The sequence below is a fragment of the Candidatus Marifrigoribacter sp. Uisw_064 genome, from assembly GCF_047730175.1.
GTDB lineage: Bacteria > Bacteroidota > Bacteroidia > Flavobacteriales > Flavobacteriaceae > Marifrigoribacter.
The window spans coordinates 423175-439416 of record NZ_CP159833.1; the positions used below are offsets into that span (position 1 = coordinate 423175).

General features: G+C 29.9%; 15 protein-coding genes and 2 tRNA genes. 2 read left to right on the forward strand and 15 right to left on the reverse strand.

Features of this window, described 5'->3' with window-relative positions; genetic code table 11:
- Window positions 1-47: 47 nt before the first annotated feature.
- Both ABXT64_RS01975 and ABXT64_RS01980 read right to left on the reverse strand, forming a co-directional pair.
- A tRNA-Ser gene (locus ABXT64_RS01975) sits at window positions 48-132 on the reverse strand.
- A gap of 517 nt (window positions 133-649) precedes the next feature.
- The gene (locus ABXT64_RS01980; RefSeq protein WP_443633712.1) at window positions 650-1657 is read right to left on the reverse strand and encodes a glycosyltransferase family 2 protein; all 1008 of its coding nucleotides are present in this window, start codon (window positions 1655-1657) and stop codon (window positions 650-652) included.
- A 133-nt stretch (window positions 1658-1790) separates the two neighbouring features.
- Between ABXT64_RS01980 and ABXT64_RS01985 the strand changes: the two genes are divergently transcribed.
- Window positions 1791-2801 (forward strand): M28 family metallopeptidase, encoded by a 1011-nt coding sequence (locus tag ABXT64_RS01985; protein ID WP_443633713.1) that lies wholly within the window; start codon window positions 1791-1793, stop codon window positions 2799-2801.
- 271 nt (window positions 2802-3072) lie between these two features.
- Here ABXT64_RS01985 and ABXT64_RS01990 read toward each other — a convergent pair.
- The 8 genes from ABXT64_RS01990 to ABXT64_RS02025 form a co-directional block, all read right to left on the reverse strand.
- A tRNA-His gene (locus ABXT64_RS01990) sits at window positions 3073-3148 on the reverse strand.
- A gap of 62 nt (window positions 3149-3210) precedes the next feature.
- Window positions 3211-3933 carry a bacillithiol biosynthesis deacetylase BshB1 gene (bshB1, locus tag ABXT64_RS01995; RefSeq protein ID WP_443633714.1) on the reverse strand — a complete coding sequence of 241 codons (723 nt, stop codon included), beginning with the start codon at window positions 3931-3933 and terminating at the stop codon, window positions 3211-3213.
- Between the two features lie 166 nt (window positions 3934-4099).
- The gene (locus ABXT64_RS02000) at window positions 4100-4765 is read right to left on the reverse strand and encodes a response regulator transcription factor (RefSeq protein WP_443633715.1); all 666 of its coding nucleotides are present in this window, start codon (window positions 4763-4765) and stop codon (window positions 4100-4102) included.
- Window positions 4766-4888: 123 nt separating this feature from the next.
- Window positions 4889-5692 (reverse strand): sensor histidine kinase, encoded by an 804-nt coding sequence (locus ABXT64_RS02005; RefSeq protein ID WP_443633716.1) that lies wholly within the window; start codon window positions 5690-5692, stop codon window positions 4889-4891.
- Window positions 5656-6294 (reverse strand): hypothetical protein, encoded by a 639-nt coding sequence (locus ABXT64_RS02010; protein ID WP_443633717.1) that lies wholly within the window; start codon window positions 6292-6294, stop codon window positions 5656-5658. The genes ABXT64_RS02005 and ABXT64_RS02010 overlap by 37 nt, the downstream gene beginning before the upstream one ends.
- Window positions 6294-6578, reverse strand: a complete 285-nt coding sequence (locus ABXT64_RS02015; protein ID WP_443633718.1) for a hypothetical protein — start codon at window positions 6576-6578, stop codon at window positions 6294-6296. The genes ABXT64_RS02010 and ABXT64_RS02015 overlap by 1 nt, the downstream gene beginning before the upstream one ends.
- 360 nt (window positions 6579-6938) lie before the next feature.
- Window positions 6939-7349, reverse strand: a complete 411-nt coding sequence (locus ABXT64_RS02020; RefSeq protein WP_443633719.1) for a hypothetical protein — start codon at window positions 7347-7349, stop codon at window positions 6939-6941.
- Between the two features lie 151 nt (window positions 7350-7500).
- On the reverse strand, window positions 7501-7653 hold the full coding sequence (locus ABXT64_RS02025) for a hypothetical protein (protein ID WP_443633720.1): 153 nt from the start codon (window positions 7651-7653) through the stop codon (window positions 7501-7503).
- A 388-nt stretch (window positions 7654-8041) separates the two neighbouring features.
- Here ABXT64_RS02025 and ABXT64_RS02030 point away from each other — a divergent pair, with 388 nt between their 5' ends.
- Window positions 8042-9718 carry a helix-turn-helix domain-containing protein gene (locus ABXT64_RS02030; RefSeq protein WP_443633721.1) on the forward strand — a complete coding sequence of 559 codons (1677 nt, stop codon included), beginning with the start codon at window positions 8042-8044 and terminating at the stop codon, window positions 9716-9718.
- A gap of 2 nt (window positions 9719-9720) precedes the next feature.
- On the opposite strand, the gene pgi is transcribed toward ABXT64_RS02030, so the two are convergent.
- From pgi to ABXT64_RS02055, 5 genes are all read right to left on the reverse strand, one after another.
- Window positions 9721-11286, reverse strand: coding sequence for a glucose-6-phosphate isomerase (pgi, locus tag ABXT64_RS02035; RefSeq protein ID WP_443633722.1), 1566 nt, complete (start codon window positions 11284-11286; stop codon window positions 9721-9723).
- A 6-nt stretch (window positions 11287-11292) separates the two neighbouring features.
- A complete protein-coding gene (locus tag ABXT64_RS02040; protein ID WP_443633723.1) occupies window positions 11293-12144 on the reverse strand; it encodes an N-acetylglucosamine kinase in 852 nt (283 codons plus the stop codon).
- A 2-nt stretch (window positions 12145-12146) separates the two neighbouring features.
- Window positions 12147-13145, reverse strand: coding sequence for a type I glyceraldehyde-3-phosphate dehydrogenase (gap, locus tag ABXT64_RS02045; RefSeq protein ID WP_443633724.1), 999 nt, complete (start codon window positions 13143-13145; stop codon window positions 12147-12149).
- A 10-nt stretch (window positions 13146-13155) separates the two neighbouring features.
- Entirely contained in the window at window positions 13156-14142 is a 987-nt protein-coding gene (pfkA, locus tag ABXT64_RS02050; RefSeq protein ID WP_443633725.1) for a 6-phosphofructokinase, read from the reverse strand.
- Between the two features lie 514 nt (window positions 14143-14656).
- The gene (locus ABXT64_RS02055) at window positions 14657-15628 is read right to left on the reverse strand and encodes a T9SS type A sorting domain-containing protein (RefSeq protein WP_443633726.1); all 972 of its coding nucleotides are present in this window, start codon (window positions 15626-15628) and stop codon (window positions 14657-14659) included.
- Window positions 15629-16242: the final 614 nt, after the last annotated feature.

The following is a 16242-nucleotide window of genomic DNA, read 5'->3' on the forward strand; positions in this document are numbered from 1 at the left end:
CTTTTAAAAACAAAAAACCCACAACGTTCGTTGTGGGTTTCATTTTGCGGAGAAAGAGGGATTCGAACCCCCGGAGGTGTGACCCTCGCTAGTTTTCAAGACTAGTGCATTCGACCGCTCTGCCATTTCTCCTTTAGCGGTTGCAAATATAGTAGACTTTTTTTATTCTGTAAAGAATTTTTAAGGTTTAATTGAAATTTTTAAAATTTAATTTATTGGACTAAGAATACCTATACTTTGTAAGGGGTGATTAAATCCCCATTGTATTACAAACAAAGAAATAAGATCATCTTGTTTTTCAAAATTATACTCTTGAAAATTACAGGGAAAATATTTATTAAACAATAAGGGGAAACACTTATTTTATAAAAAAAGCCAAAGTTTATAACTTTGGCTTTTAATGAAATAACAACAACTAATCTAAACTAATTCATAATAACACTTCCGTTAAGACAGAAGGTCTATAAGTTTTTTTCAATTTTCATAGCAATTTTACTAAACTAAACTAAACTTAATTTTCATTCAACTTTTTTGTAAATATTGTTTTTTATATCGGTACTAGAATAAACCCCGATAAGAGTTTACCTAGCTATAGTTAAAATACCGTGATGAAAATTGAAAGATCCTTTATCAGTGTTCAATAAAGTACTTAACAGAAAAAAAAGAAGTCTTTCATAGAAATAGCTCCTCTTTCATTAAAATAGTGTGTTATGATTTCTTGTTCTCTTGGATTGGCGACTGTAATAATACTTTGGGCATTCTCAATTGACTCTAATTCTTTAAAAGGATATATTTTTTGATCATATATATGTTTTCCAATTTTTTTGGGATTATCACAAATCCAATAAAAAGGAATATTTTTTTCTATCATTTTTTTTGCCAATGATTTTCCCTTAGCTCCTGCTCCCCAAATTACAAGATTTTTTTCTGGATCATATTCTTGCTTCAAAAAATAATGAGCTTTTATATCTAAAAAAGTATGGTCTGAATAATGCTCATCTGTTCGCGAAGTCCTTGTTGGGTAATCCCTCCAATAATGCAAAATTTCATTACATGGAATGGGTTTTATGCCTTGTATATAAAATCGAAAGGTAAGGTCATAATCCTCTGGATAAAAGTTTGGTTGAAAAGCGTTACAGGTTAAAAGATCATTTTTATAAACCATCCAACAGGGAGATGGGATTACACATTCCTTATAAATCTCTTTAAAATTGTTTCCTTCTTTGGTTAATCGATTTAGCCATGCTTCATATTTCTGATATCCTTCTCCAATTTTATTTTCTGAAATATAGTTCACTAATCCAGTAGCAACATGTCCTTCTCCATAATTCATTAAATTATTTTTTAAAACTTTAATTTTATGAATGCGCATAATATCATCTGAATCCATTCTTGTAATAAAGGTTCCATTGCTTTCAGAAAAAGCCAACCTCAAAGCATCGATAATACCATTCCCATTGTTTTGTAGTACTTTAATTCTTGCATCTTTTAAAGCGTATTCTTCTAAAATAGTGTTGCTTTTATCTGTAGAATGATCATTTACAGCTACTAGTTCCCAATGAGTTTCAGATTGATTACAAATCGAATCTAAACATTCTACCAGGTATTGTTCCGTGTTTTTAACAGGCATTATGATACTAACTAAGGTATCATTCATAATTTAATCATTTTAAAAAGATAGTATTCAATTATTTTAAAAGTATGAAATGGTAGGCTAGCATTTATAATTTTCACATAACTTTCACATTATACCTTATTAGTTAATGTATATTTATCCACAAAAAAGCCCCATGAAACAAATCATATTTTTATTAATAGCCATGTTTACAGTTTATTGTAATACAGCACAAAGTACAAATGCTGTAACGATGACAAGAACGGATTATGCTGAAACAATTACAGCCAAAGATTTAAAAACACATTTGTATATTATTGCTGGTGATGAGATGGAAGGAAGAGACACTGGATCTAGAGGTAATAATATGGCCGCAAATTATTTGCGAGACTTTTATAAACAACAAGGTATCCCTTCTCCTGAAAATGCAGTTGATTACTTTCAAACCATTGAATCTAGTTATTTTACTAGAATGAAAGAACCTAAACCTTCTCAAAATGTAGTAGCTTTTATTAAAGGTTCTGAAAAACCTGAAGAAGTAATTGTTATTTCAGCACATTATGATCATGTTGGAGTTGACGACAAAGGAAATATCTATAACGGCGCAGATGATGATGGAAGTGGTACTGTAGCTCTTATGGAAATGGCCGAAGCTTTTCAATTAGCGGTAAAAGATGGAAATGGTCCTAAACGTTCTGTCCTATTTTTACATGTAACAGCCGAAGAAATTGGATTGTATGGATCTAGATATTATACTGAAAATCCATTGTATCCTTTAGAAAATACACTTTGTAATTTAAATACAGATATGATTGGAAGAATTGATCCAAATAAAGAAGACTCTCCTAATTACATTTATTTAATTGGTAGTGATAAATTAAGTCAAGATTTACATGATCTTTCTGAAGAGGTGAATAAAAAGTATATTAATATAGAATTAGATTATACTTTTAATGATGAAAATGATCCTAATCGTTTTTATTATAGAAGTGACCATTACAACTTTGCAAAAAAGAATATTCCCGTAATTTTTTATTTTAACGGCGTACATGGAGATTATCATAAACATACCGATACTGTTGAAAAAATTGAGTATGAATTAATGGAAACAAGAACACGATTAATATTTCAAACCGCTTGGGAAGTAGCCAATCGAAAAGATAGAATTACTGCTGATAAATTGTAATTCCCTATATTGAATAAAAAGTAAAAGTCTTTCGTTTAAAATTGAAAGACTTTTTTATTTTAAGTATACCCTTTATAAAACCTTCAAATAAATTTGAAGGTTTTATAAAGGGTGGAAGACTGGATTCACTTCGACAAACTTCGTTTGCTGCTTTCAAAACAAAATATATTTCATTTCTCAGTAATGCTCAGTATAAACTTCTCATCCCGCAAAGTTCAAGAAAGTTAATATCACAAAAAAAGCTTCTCTGTTATGAGAAGCTCTTGATTTTGGGTGGAAGACGGGATTCGAACCCGCGACCCTCGGTACCACAAACCGATGCTCTAACCAACTGAGCTACAACCACCATTTTGGTGGCGCAAATATAAAGCATTTACGGTGCACCACAAAAGACTTATTAATTATTTTTTTAAATTAAATCGTATAAAGATTTTACAGCAACATAACGCTCTACAGTAAAGCCTTCTGCGTGTTCAGATCCAATTAATCTCCCCATATCTTGCGCTCTATAGGTGATACTATCTTTAAAATTTGTTGTAGAAATCGGTGTCTTTGGTTCATTAGAATCTTGTTGATGAAATTGTGTTTCATAAGCAAAAACTGCTTCTAATTTTTTATCTAAATATCCCGAAACATCAACAACAAAATCAGGTTCAATATTTTTCCATTGAATATAATGATATACTTGTTTTGGGCGCCAAGGGTTTTGCCATCCATCATCCTCTGGAAATTTTGTTTTTATCTTTATTAATCCACTCAAAAAACAAGCATCACTAACTAACTGACTTCCTTTTCCATGATCAATATGACGATCCTCAATAGCATTACAAAGCACTATATCTGGTTGATACTTTCGTATCATTTTAATAAGCTCCATTTGGTGTAATTTGTCATTTACAAAAAACCCATCTGCAAAGCCCATGTTTACACGAACCGAAACACCTAATATTTTTGCAGCATTTTCAGCTTCAACATCTCTTGTTTCAGCAGTTCCTCGAGTTCCTAATTCACCTCGTGTTAAATCTATTACTCCAACTTTTTTTCCATTAGCTATTTCTTTTGCTATGGTTGCTCCACACCCTAATTCTATATCATCTGGATGTGCGCCTATGGCCAATATATCAAGTTTCATGTGTTTATATTATTATATATGAAGGTCACATGCTGTTCGCTTTTAATCATTCCGTTATGTGATAAAATCTTTAACATGCTCGTTTCATGTGTTTCTATTATTTTTTTTGAATGATTATACTTCGACAAGCTCAGCGCAGGCATGCTATTCACTATTAAACATTTTATTATAAAATTGGAGACACTAAACCATTTGTAATTGCAAATATTACAAGTCCAGCTCCATTTTTAACTCCCGTTTTTTCTAATAAATTTGTTCTATGCACCTCAACAGTTCGTGGACTAATAAACAATTTTCCTGCTATTTCTGAAGTGGTGTGTTGCAGGCAAATTAACTCCAAGGTTTCGCGTTCGCGAGGCGTTAAAAAATAATCATCAAACACCGATTTTTTTGAATTCTCATTTGTCGCTAAAAATTGATCATTTACTATTTTCAGCACTTCTGTATCATAATAAAACCCATTAAAACAAACCTGTTTTATGGTATGCATTACTTTTTTAGGTGCCGAATTTTTCACTAAATATGCACTCGCCCCTACATCAATCATATTGCGAATAAATGGTTTTGTATTATAGGTTGTTAATGCCACGATTCCTATTTCGGGATATTCTTTTGTAATAATTTTTGTCGCTTCAACACCATTTAAGTTTGGCATTTTAATGTCCATAATTATAACATCTGGAAGGATTTTACTTGCAGCTAAGTAGTCAATAAGCTCCTTTCCATCTGATGCTTCAAACATTACATTAACCTCATCATTTCTAGTTAATACATGTACGATTCCAACTCTAAAAAGCTCTTCATCGTCTGCTATTATTACATTAATTTTCATGCGCCTATTTTATTTTATTCTAATGGTCATACTTCGACAAGCTAAGCACAAGCATGCAGTTCGCTATTATTCATTCCTTGGGTAATATAACTTTTAACATGCTCGTTTCATCTGTTTAAAATTTTAACTACTATTTATTTCTATATAAATTTTAATTCCTGCTCCAAGTTTAGAATCTATGTGCAAATCTCCATTTAAAATAAGCACTCTATTTTCAATCCCACTCATACCTAGACCCTTCGCTTTTTTTAATTTTTTTAGATTAAATCCTTTTCCATTGTCTTCATATTGTAAAGATAAGTGGTTTTCTTCTGTTTTCAGAATTAATGAAAAATCTGTTGCATCTGAATGTTTTATCGTATTATTGATTAATTCCTGAACGATTCTAAAAACATGTAATTCATGATTCGGGATTAAAAAATTTTCTTTATAATTTAATTGATAAGTAGACTCATATTTTTTGGTTTCATAAATTTCTTCACATAATTCTTCTAAAGCTGCTTTTAATCCAAATTTCTCAAGTATTGGAGGCAACAAATCATGTGCAATTTTCCTTGAGCTTTCTAATACAGTATTTGTAATCTTTAAAATACTTATGGCAATTTTATTAGTTTCTTCAATCGTAATATCATCTTCAGTTAGAGTATTTGCATTTAAAGAGACCACATTTAATTTTGAACTAATGGCATCATGCATATCTTGAGCAATACGTTTTCGTTCTTCTTCTTGCGTTACAATCACAGATTGTAATATCATTTTTTGATGGTCAATCTCTAAATTCGCTTTTTCTAATTCAGATTTAATAATACGTTTTCTAGAAGAATAGAAAAATAATACAATAGCAATAGCCATAAAAACTAATAAGCCAATTGCAATAAGAATAATACTTACTATTTGATTTTCACCTGTGAATAATTCTTCAACCATTCAACGAAGATAAGAATTTGAAGGCCAAAATAGAGCACATCATTTAAATCCATTAATAATTTATATCCGAACTTAAAAACTTCTTTTAAATCGAATATTAAATTCCCAGATGCAAAGATTAATATGCTAGATAACAAGTAAAAAAACAAGCCTATATTAACTAATAAAAACTCTGCATCACCTTTTATAAAGTTATAAAAATAGATAAGTGCATATATAACTAATATCCCTTGTGTTAAAGCCACACCAAAAGCATTGTATATAAAAAACAAAGATGGTGTTTCGAAATATTGATACGCCAATACCAGTAAAACAAAGATTAGCACTTTATAAATCCATATTTTTTTTAGTAAATATCCATAAAAAAAAGAAAGAAATATAAACTGAAGTATAAGGTAAAAATGAAAAAGAAATAAATTATGTTGACCTAAAACTCTACCTAAAAATATAGCACTTAATTGAATAACAGCAATTAATCCTAAATAAATTGCAAAGTATTTAAATGCCTTATTATTAAGCTTATACTTGCCTAAATATAAAATTGCATTAATTACACAAAATACAACTGGAACATAACCAATAATATCTAAAAAGACTTCCATTAATTTGATTTAAGGAATATAGTGCGATGATTTCTCCACCATTCTACAAATATTAAGAGCTGGAATACTAAATAAAGTACTGCATTAATGATATTCAATAATCGAGAAACTTGCTCACGGATACTTAAATCAAACACTAAATTTCCGGAAGCAAATATTAAGGTGCTAGATAATAAATAAAAGAATAATCCAATATTCACTAAGATAAATTCATTTTTCCCGGAAAGGGATTTATAAAAATATAATAAAGAATAAATAACTATAAACGTTTGTGTAATAGCCATTCCTATAGTGTTATATTGAAAATATAGGTTTGGCTCTATAATATATTGATACCCTATTAATAATAAACCAATATATAAAACCCAAGAAATCCATTTAAATTTTAAAAGTTCTTTAAAAAATAGGGAGAGTAATATAAATTGTGAGATAAAATAATAGTGGGATAAAAACAAATTGGACTCACCACCTGACTTTATTATTAAAAAAGATGAAAGTTGAATAATAGAAATGACTATTAAGTAAATAGTAAAAAGCTTAAAAGCTTTATTATTTCTAATAAAGCTTCTAATGTAGAGTAATGATAAAAATATAGAAAAATATATTATAAATTCTAAGATAAATTTGATCATTTTTTTAAATAATTAACCTTTATGAATAGGACTTTTAGGGTCACAAAAAGTTGGGCATGGATATGTAAAATCAAAAATACCACTGTTTGTTGGATCTGATGGTGGCGTTGTCGCTCCAATACCATCTACTTTTCCATAAATTAAATCTCTATAAATAGTAGAGTCATCTTCATCTGCTATTGTAGCAACAATAACAAGTTTTTCCTCACTAACTCTCGCTTGATGCTTTACACCTATATAGGCTCTAACATAGGTTTTCCCTTCTTGTCCTTTTAATAAATCTAATGCTTCCTGTAAATCTACAGCTGGTATTAAAAAAGCATTTAACTCCTGGTGTGAATTGTAAGTACTTTCTTTGTTACGCCATTCTTGAGTATAAGCTTTTGCTTCATCTAGACTAATTGTGTTTGTTTGATCTTCCATGTTTTTTGGGTTTTTTAGTTGAATGATAAATATATCGTTTTTTAAAATATAAAAAAATGTAAATACTAATAAGAAGAAAAAAAAATACTGAAGTATTACAATATTTAATGCTAAGTAAATGATTATAAAAGGTTTATTTAATATATCCCTTTTACGATTCAACAATAAACTTTTTAATAGAGATAGGTTCTAAATTATTTGTAAATCCTTCTATTATAATTTCAAAAACACCTGTAACATCTGAGGTGAAAAAAATAAGCTCTTTTTCTTCTGAAGATAATTGAATGCAAGTTTCCCAAAACAATTGGTTTCGAAAACCTGGAATACGATTAGTATTTTCTTTACTAGCTATATGATAGACTTGCCTAAAATAATCTTTTCATTGTTCTGAGCATTTGAAAAAGTAAAAACAATAGTAATATTTCTTTCATGTTTCAAAATATTTAATTGGCTTAAAAGTGGTATTAGTTTCTGTAAATGTAGCTGGCCTAAAGTTTAATTTAAAATTATAGCGGTCTTTATTTATAAATTCAAAGCCTAAATTTATAAATCAAGACATCAGAAAATAGTCCTAATAATTTTATTTACAGCAGATTATAATAGATTTACAGAGAATGCAATCTGATACGCTGAAAAACCTTTAATTAATGAGTTATTTTTAGGATATTGTAATTCAGGATTAAATATTATTTATGATTCGCAATCTTTTTATTTTTCTTGTATTAATTTTTACACAATTAAATACAAGTGCTCAAAACATTAATGATGAACTCTCATCATCAAATACTTATGAAGCGCTACTTGTTTTATTTAATAAATACAAAAGTGATTCTATTAATGCGAAACAAATAGCGACTCATTATATTGACAAAGCAAAAACAGAAAAAGATAGTATTAGAATTGCCAAAGGTTATTCTTACCTCTCACAAATTTCAAAAGCTTCAGAAGCATTAATTTATTTAGACTCTACCATTTCGATTACAAAAAATAGCCAGCATTTAAATTTTCCAGGTGAAGGATATTTACAAAAATCTAATTATTTATTTAATAGAGGTGGGTTTAAAGAAAGTTTAAAGAATGCTATTTTGGCATATCATTCCGCAGAAAACAAAAAGAACATTGACCAACAGATTTCTGCATTGCATCAAATAAATAAGATCAATGAATTATGGGGAGATTATAGAGAGGCATTAGACGCTGAATTTTTGGCTTATAATTTATTGCAAGAAAACTTAAGCGATGCGTTATTTTCTGAGCATTATTTATATGCTTTGGAAGGAATTGGTAAAAGTTATGTTCGATTAAAAAAAAGTGATTCCGCTTTAATTTACTTTAAAAAAGGAATTAATGAGTCTTTAAAAAGAAAAGATAGCTCTTCTTATTATGCGTTTGTTTCTAGAACAGGAATGGCATTATATGTTAAAGAACAATATAAAGCAGCTTTAGACAGCTTAAAAAAGGGAGATATTAATAGAGAAATGTATAATAATAGCTATTTGCCTTTTTATTATTTTTATGTTGGGGCAAGTTATTACGGACAATCTAAAAAGGAAAAAGGAGTGTCTTATTTCAACAAAATAGATTCTATTTATGAATCAAACAATACACTACATCCTGAACTTCCGCTTTTATATGATCAACTAGTTAACTATTATCAGGAGCAAGGAAATAAAGAAAAACAATTAGAGTATTTATATAAATTGGTTGCTATTGAACGTGTGATAGGAAACAAAATAAATAGCATAAAAGATGAAACTGAAAATGAGTACGTTATTCCAATATTATTAAAAGATAAAGAAGATCTAATTGAAGATCTTAATAAGGAAAACAAAGAATCAAAACTTTTAAGTTGGGGGATATTTTCACTGTTTATTATTAGTTTGTTTATCTTGATATATTATATAAAACGACAACAAAAATTTAGAAAAAGGTTTGAGTTATTAATTTCTAATCAGAAGGAAGAAAAAACAAAAGACATTGATTTAGAGGATAATATAAATGGAGTTTCAATTCATATCATTCAAGGAATTTTAGATCAGCTTGATCAATTTGAAGCTCAAAACAAATATTTATCACAAGATATTACCTTAGTAAAAATGTCGAAGAGTTTTAAAACCAACTCTACTTATCTATCTAAAGTAATTAATTTAAAAAAGGACAAAAACTTCTCTCAATATTTAAATGATTTACGGGTGGATTATTTTATGGAAGAAGTAAAAACCAACGAGAAGTTTAAAAAATTCACCATTAAAGCTTTGGCAAATGAATGTGGATTTAAAAGTGCTGAATCCTTCTCTAAAGCATTTTATAAAAAACACGGAATATATCCTTCCTATTATTTAAATCAACTAGAGAACAAGAAAAAATAAATCTATTTTAAAAATTGATTAAGTAAGTTTTTTGTAGATTTATTTTCGATACTTGAGTCTGATCTTTCTTTAATTGCATTTAACGTTTGTTGCGCATTCTTTTTTCCTAGTTCAACGCCCCATTGGTCAAAACTAAAAACATTCCAAATGATTCCTTGCACAAAAAGTTTATGCTCATAAAGTGCAAGTAATGCACCAAAGTTCTTAGGGGTTAATTTTTTTATTAATAAGGTATTGGAAGGTTTATTTCCTTCAAATTCTTTAAAAGGAGATGCTATAGAAGTACCTGCTGTTCCTTCTGCTAAGGCTTCAGATTGAGCTAACAAATTAGCTATTAAAATATCCTGATGTTCTTTATTTCCATGAAGAGATTCAGAGAAACCAATAAAATCTATTGGTATTATTTTAGTTCCTTGGTGTAATAATTGAAAAAATGCATGTTGGGCATTGGTCCCTGTACTACCCCAAACTATGGTTCCTGTTTGATAGTCAACTTTTTCTCCATTTCTATCAATACTTTTACCATTACTCTCCATAAAAGCTTGTTGCAGATAAGGTACCAAATAGGATAAATATTGGGAGTATGAAACAACCACTTCGCTTTCAGCATTATAAAAATTTGTATACCAAATTGACAAGACACTTAAAATGACTGGAATATTTTCAGAAAAATCAGTCTCTTTAAAATGTACATCCATTTCATGAGCACCTTGTAATAATTCTTCAAAATTAGTATATCCAATAGCACAACAAGTAGAAAGACTAACAGCACTCCATAAAGAAAAACGACCTCCAACCCAGTCCCACATTGTAAAGATATTTTCATTAGATATTCCAAAATCTAATACCTTTTCCTCATTTGTAGAAACTGCTACAAAATGATTCGGCACATCCGTTATCGTTGCATTTTCTAAAAACCATTTTTTAATAGTGATAGCATTGGTTAAGGTCTCAATCGTTGTAAAAGTTTTTGAAACCACAATAAATAAAGTAGTCTCTCTATTTAGGTTCTTTAAGGTTTCGGCTACATGATCACCATCAATATTTGACACATAGTGAACCTCAAGATGGTTTTTATAGTATTTCAGTGTTTCGGTGACCATTTTTGGCCCCAAATCACTACCTCCAATTCCAATATTTACAATATCGGTGATAGGTTTTCCAGTATATCCTTTCCAAGTGCCGTTTTCAATTTTTTCTGAAAACAGTTTCATTTTCTGAAGTGTTTCCTTTACTTCAGGTTTCATCGCATTGAAATCTCGTAAGGCTGTATGAAGAACAGCTCTACCCTCAGTCTGATTTATTTTTTCTCCTGAAAACTGAAGCTGAATTGCTTCTTTTAATTTGACTTCTTCAGCCAGTTCAAGCAGTAAATTTATTGTAGTATCAGAAACTCTATTTTTTGAAAAATCTACATAAAAGTCCTTCCATTCAATGCTCATTTTATCTTCTCTCTTTTCATCTGAAGAAAATAAATCATTTAAATGAATAGGTTCAATTTCATTGAAATGATTGGAGAGCTTTTTCCAAGCTTTAGTGGTGGTTGGATTTATAGAAGGTAAACTCATTAATTATTATAATTTATGTGTTTTATAGTATTCAATTAAACCGTCAATAGGTCTTCTTATTATATTCCCTAACTCTAAATGATAAGGTTTCATACAATCTCTTATTATTTCTTCTGAAAAATGTGCAATAGAACCTATAAAATGGATAGGAACTGATTGAGCTTCTTTAAAACAAAGGATTCTATATTCAATGAATTTTAAAATTCCTTCACTAATCAGTTTGTAAAAATAGCCATTTACTTCTTCCGAAGTAAAAATAAATTCAGCAAAAGATGCCAAATACATATTGGGGTTTGATTTCTTATATAGATTTGTTTTAATCTCGTCTGAATCTAATTCATATCTTTTTTCAAAATCCAAAGCTAATTCTTCTGGCATTTTTTTATAATAATAATCACGAATCAGTCTTTTTCCAAAATAATTACCGCTCGCTTCATCCATTAACATGTATCCTAAAGATTCGATACTATTATGGATTTCTTTGCCATCAAAATAACAACTATTAGAGCCCGTTCCTAAAATACAAACGATTCCAGGCTGAGTTGTTGCTGCGTATACTGCTGCAACAGTGTCCTCATTTACAGAGACTTTCGCATTAATAAAAATATTTTGTAGGGTGTTTTTTAAAAGTAACACAGGCGTTTTTGTGCCACAACCTGCCCCATAAAAATCAACTACCGCTACTTTTTCAAATAATGGTGAAAGATCTTTATTTGATGTGATGCGTTCCGTTAATTCTATTTCAGATAAAACGGCGGGGTTCAATCCTAATGTTCTTGTCTTTAAAATTACTTCACCTGATGTATCAAGTAAAATCCAATCACATTTTGTTGAACCTCCATCGGTTATTAATATCATAGTTAAAGAGTTGCGACATGAGCTGCTAGGTCAATCAACTTTGCTGAATAACCATATTCATTATCATACCAAGCTACTAACTTAAAGAAATTATCGTTAAGAGCAATACCTGCTCCTGCATCAAATGTACAAGTATGCGCATCACTCACAAAATCTTGAGATACAACAGCGTCTTCAGTATAGTTCACAATACCTTTATAATCACCTTCAGAAGCGTTTTTAAATAATTTCATTATGTCCTCATAGCTTGCACTCTTTTTCGTACGAACTGTTAGATCCACAACGGAAACATCGGCCGTCGGAACTCTAAAAGCCATACCTGTTAATTTTCCATTTAATTTGGGAATAACTTTACCAACAGCAACCGCTGCCCCTGTGGAAGCAGGAATTATATTAGTTAAAGCACTACGACCCGCTCTATAATCTTTACGGGATGGACCGTCAACAATTAACTGAGTTGCAGTTGCTGCATGAACAGTGGTCATTAATCCTTCAACAACTTCATACTCGTCATCAATAATTTTAACCAGAGGAGCTAAACAATTTGTAGTACAAGATGCGTTTGAAACAATAGTATCTGTTGCTTTTACATCTTTATGATTTACACCCATTACAAACATAGGAGCATCTTTTGAAGGAGCAGAAATTACAACCTTTTTTGCACCTGCTCGTAAATGAGCATCTGCCGTGGTAAGACCTGTGAAAATTCCGGTACAATCAATAACTACTTCTGCGCCAACTTCATCCCATTTTAAATCTTCAGGATTTCTTTCAGCAGTTACGCGAATTGTTCGTCCGTCAACAATCAATTGTCCGTTTTTTACTTCAACTGATCCGGGATATTTTCCATGTACAGAATCATACTTTAATAAATAAGCCAAATGATCTACATCTAATAAATCATTTACTCCAACTACTTCTATATTTTTATTTTGTGATGCAATTCTGAAGGCAATCCTTCCTATTCGGCCAAACCCGTTAATTCCAATTTTTATTTTCATATTTTTTTTTTTACAAAGACGTAATATCTGCGACTCTTATTAATTCTAAATCTAATTCTTTTTTGCCTTTTTTTGTTGCTAAAAAAGGTACTGACAACACTTTATTATGACGAATTCCTACCATCACATTTCGTTCATCATTAATTAATGCATCAATAGAAGCCACTCCTAATCGACTTGCTAAAACACGATCAAAACAACTAGGACTTCCCCCCCTTTGTATATGACCTAATACAGTAACTCTTACTTCATACCCCACAAGGTTTTCTTCAATATAACTTGCAAGTTTGAATATATTTTTACCTATTTGATCTCCTTCTGAAACAACTATAATACTTGATGTCTTTCCAGATTTTTTGCTTCTTTTTAAAGACTCAATTAAACGTCCTCTCCCCATATCTTGCTCAGGAATTAGTATTTCTTCGGCTCCAGCTCCTATTCCAGCATTTAAAGCTATATCTCCAGCATCACGACCCATAACCTCTACTAAAAATAGGCGACTATGTGAGTTTGCAGTATCTCTAATTTTATCGATCGCTTCCACCACAGTATTTAATGCGGTATCATACCCTATGGTAAAATCGGTACCATTTATATCATTATCTATGGTGCCTGGAATTCCAATAATAGGAATATCAAACTCATTGCTAAAAACAGAAGCTCCAGCAAATGTTCCATCTCCTCCAATGGTTACAAGTGCATCTATACCTTTTTCTTTTAATTTATGATAAGCTATCTCCCGTCCTTCTTTTGAGAAAAACTCTTTAGATCTAGCTGACTTAAGTATGGTTCCTCCTCTATTAATAATATTTTTAACAGAACGAGCATTTAAATCTTTGAAATCTCCTTCAATAAGTCCTTCGTAACCTCTATATACACCAACACATTCTAATTTATTATATACACATGCTCTTACTACAGCTCTAATAGCTGCATTCATACCTGGCGCATCTCCCCCGCTAGTTAATACTCCAACTTTTTTTATATTATATGTCATCTAAGCTTATTTTTTAAGGCTGTTAAGCTATTCAATATGTGTTTTTAATTAAACAAAAATGTAATGTTTTTTGATAAAAAGTACTTAAAGTTTTAATAAAATTAATTTTTATTGAAAGTTGCTATAAGATTCTTTTACTATAATACATATTATATGTCCTGTGACTTTAACACATCTCCATGAAGTTATGTCAACTTCTTCAGTATATTTTTGATTATAAACTAGAGATCTTAGTTTAAAATAGTCATTACATGTAAAAAATGCGGCTAATTTTCTTCTTGATAATAAAGTTTTAATAAAACTGACTAGATAGAATAATGAATCACACCGGAGAAAATATCAATTTTTGCAGCTAAAGTAGATACTTTTTTAATTAGGTATCCTAAACTTTTAAAGTTGAAATTGGTATAGAGTAACAGCAATTAACTTCTTATAAAAACTAAATAGTTTAATAAAAAAGTGCGCTATTATTAAGATAACGCACTTTTTTTTATTTACGTTTTAAGTATAATAATTAATTCTTAATCAGTTTTATAGTTTTAGTTCCTACTGATGTATTTATTCTTGAAAAATACAATCCTGTTGGTAAACTAGAAGCTACAATGATAGCTTCACTTGCGTTTGGAAATAAATTTAATACTATTCTTCCTTGAACATCTACTATTTGAATTGAGTCAATAGTTTGGTTATTGATTTTAATATTCCAAACATTTTGTGTTGGGTTTGGAAATGCACTTATATTATTTAAATCAAAATCTTCAATTCCTAAAGGTTCAGGGCAGGTATTAAAAATATCATTGTCTGCTACTCCTGCTGCATGAATTCTATTTGCATAATTGGCATTATCAGTGTTTATCTGAACACCATCATTTTCACAAGTCAATAAATCCTCTTCTAATCCTGTATTATCGTTAACCCAAAAATATTCAAATGCAACATCAGGTCTTACTAAAGCCGTATGCGTTCCATCACTATTATCTATAGTTCCTGGACCACCGAATGTACTAAATTCGTTTTCACTATATCGCATATAATAAAATTCTCCGTCTAGAGCATTTACAATTAATTCTGTGTAATTAACACCAGGTATTCTAAATGAATTGAAGTAAGAAGATTGATCAACCCCTCCAATTGTCATTACTCTATTACAATAAGAAGAATAATCAGTATTAAATGGTTGTCCGATTGCAACATCATTATCCAATCCTTTCCCTCCTATTTTTGAAGCCATAGACTCTTGGTCTGTTGAAGTATCATCAAAAGTTACTCTCCATAAATATTCATTAGTTGCATCTGTTGAAGAACTAAAATCAAAAGTCCAAACATCAGAACCTGCATCAGCTGCTGGATAAAAGTCAAAATTACCACCAAAGTTTGCAAGAACATCTACACTTGACACATTAGACAGTTCTGATACATCTACGGAAGCTGTTTGTGCGAACAAGAAGTTTGTCATTAAAAGCAATAAAAATGTAATTTTTTTCATATTTATGTTATTTAGAAATTATAGTTTATTTAATATTCGAAAATTTTTATTTTAATATACCCAAAGATAACTTATTTTTAATGTGATATCCGTATTTAGCACCGCTACAAAAAACATACAAGTCATAAAAAATACAAGTATTAGAAATAAATACACTTCACATCAATTATAACAATAGTTTCAAGAATATTATTTTCAAAAAAAAAGTACCCAAAACCTTTAATAACTACATTTGTATAGGTATTGTTGTGGTAATTATGCGCGTTGTTGCGCCTATACTTATGTGCAAATATTTGTGTTGTGGCTTTAAACCGTTATAACAACAGAAAAATACACTTTAATTGAAAGCTATTTGGCAGTATTAAATTAGTTCATTTCGATTTCACTAAAAATTAGCTCTTTCACCTTATCTCCAAAGCCTCTAAAAGCACTTAAATCTAATTCTGAACCATTATTCTATGATTCATCAAATGAAGAAAAAAAAACACATCTATATCATCTTTAGAAGAACAACTTTTGAGTATTAATAAAGTATTTTGTGGGATTTATCTAGTGATGGAACCATATCATCTAAATTACTCCTTGACTTAGCCATTCTGTTCCTGCATTAATAA

Excerpts from the sequence above, each read along its gene's own strand:
- ABXT64_RS02055 (WP_443633726.1), bottom strand. The coding sequence starts at position 15,628 with ATGAAAAAAATTACATTTTTATTGCTTTTAATGACAAACTTCTTGTTC.
- pfkA (WP_443633725.1), bottom strand. The coding sequence starts at position 14,142 with ATGACATATAATATAAAAAAAGTTGGAGTATTAACTAGCGGGGGAGAT.
- gap (WP_443633724.1), bottom strand. The coding sequence starts at position 13,145 with ATGAAAATAAAAATTGGAATTAACGGGTTTGGCCGAATAGGAAGGATT.
- bshB1 (WP_443633714.1), bottom strand. The coding sequence starts at position 3,933 with ATGAAACTTGATATATTGGCCATAGGCGCACATCCAGATGATATAGAA.
- ABXT64_RS02040 (WP_443633723.1), bottom strand. The coding sequence starts at position 12,144 with ATGATATTAATAACCGATGGAGGTTCAACAAAATGTGATTGGATTTTA.
- ABXT64_RS02030 (WP_443633721.1), top strand. The coding sequence starts at position 8,042 with ATGATTCGCAATCTTTTTATTTTTCTTGTATTAATTTTTACACAATTA.
- ABXT64_RS02005 (WP_443633716.1), bottom strand. The coding sequence starts at position 5,692 with ATGGTTGAAGAATTATTCACAGGTGAAAATCAAATAGTAAGTATTATT.
- ABXT64_RS02015 (WP_443633718.1), bottom strand. The coding sequence starts at position 6,578 with ATGGCTATTACACAAACGTTTATAGTTATTTATTCTTTATTATATTTT.
- ABXT64_RS02020 (WP_443633719.1), bottom strand. The coding sequence starts at position 7,349 with ATGGAAGATCAAACAAACACAATTAGTCTAGATGAAGCAAAAGCTTAT.
- pgi (WP_443633722.1), bottom strand. The coding sequence starts at position 11,286 with ATGAGTTTACCTTCTATAAATCCAACCACCACTAAAGCTTGGAAAAAG.
- ABXT64_RS02000 (WP_443633715.1), bottom strand. The coding sequence starts at position 4,765 with ATGAAAATTAATGTAATAATAGCAGACGATGAAGAGCTTTTTAGAGTT.
- ABXT64_RS01985 (WP_443633713.1), top strand. The coding sequence starts at position 1,791 with ATGAAACAAATCATATTTTTATTAATAGCCATGTTTACAGTTTATTGT.
- ABXT64_RS01980 (WP_443633712.1), bottom strand. The coding sequence starts at position 1,657 with ATGAATGATACCTTAGTTAGTATCATAATGCCTGTTAAAAACACGGAA.
- ABXT64_RS02010 (WP_443633717.1), bottom strand. The coding sequence starts at position 6,294 with ATGGAAGTCTTTTTAGATATTATTGGTTATGTTCCAGTTGTATTTTGT.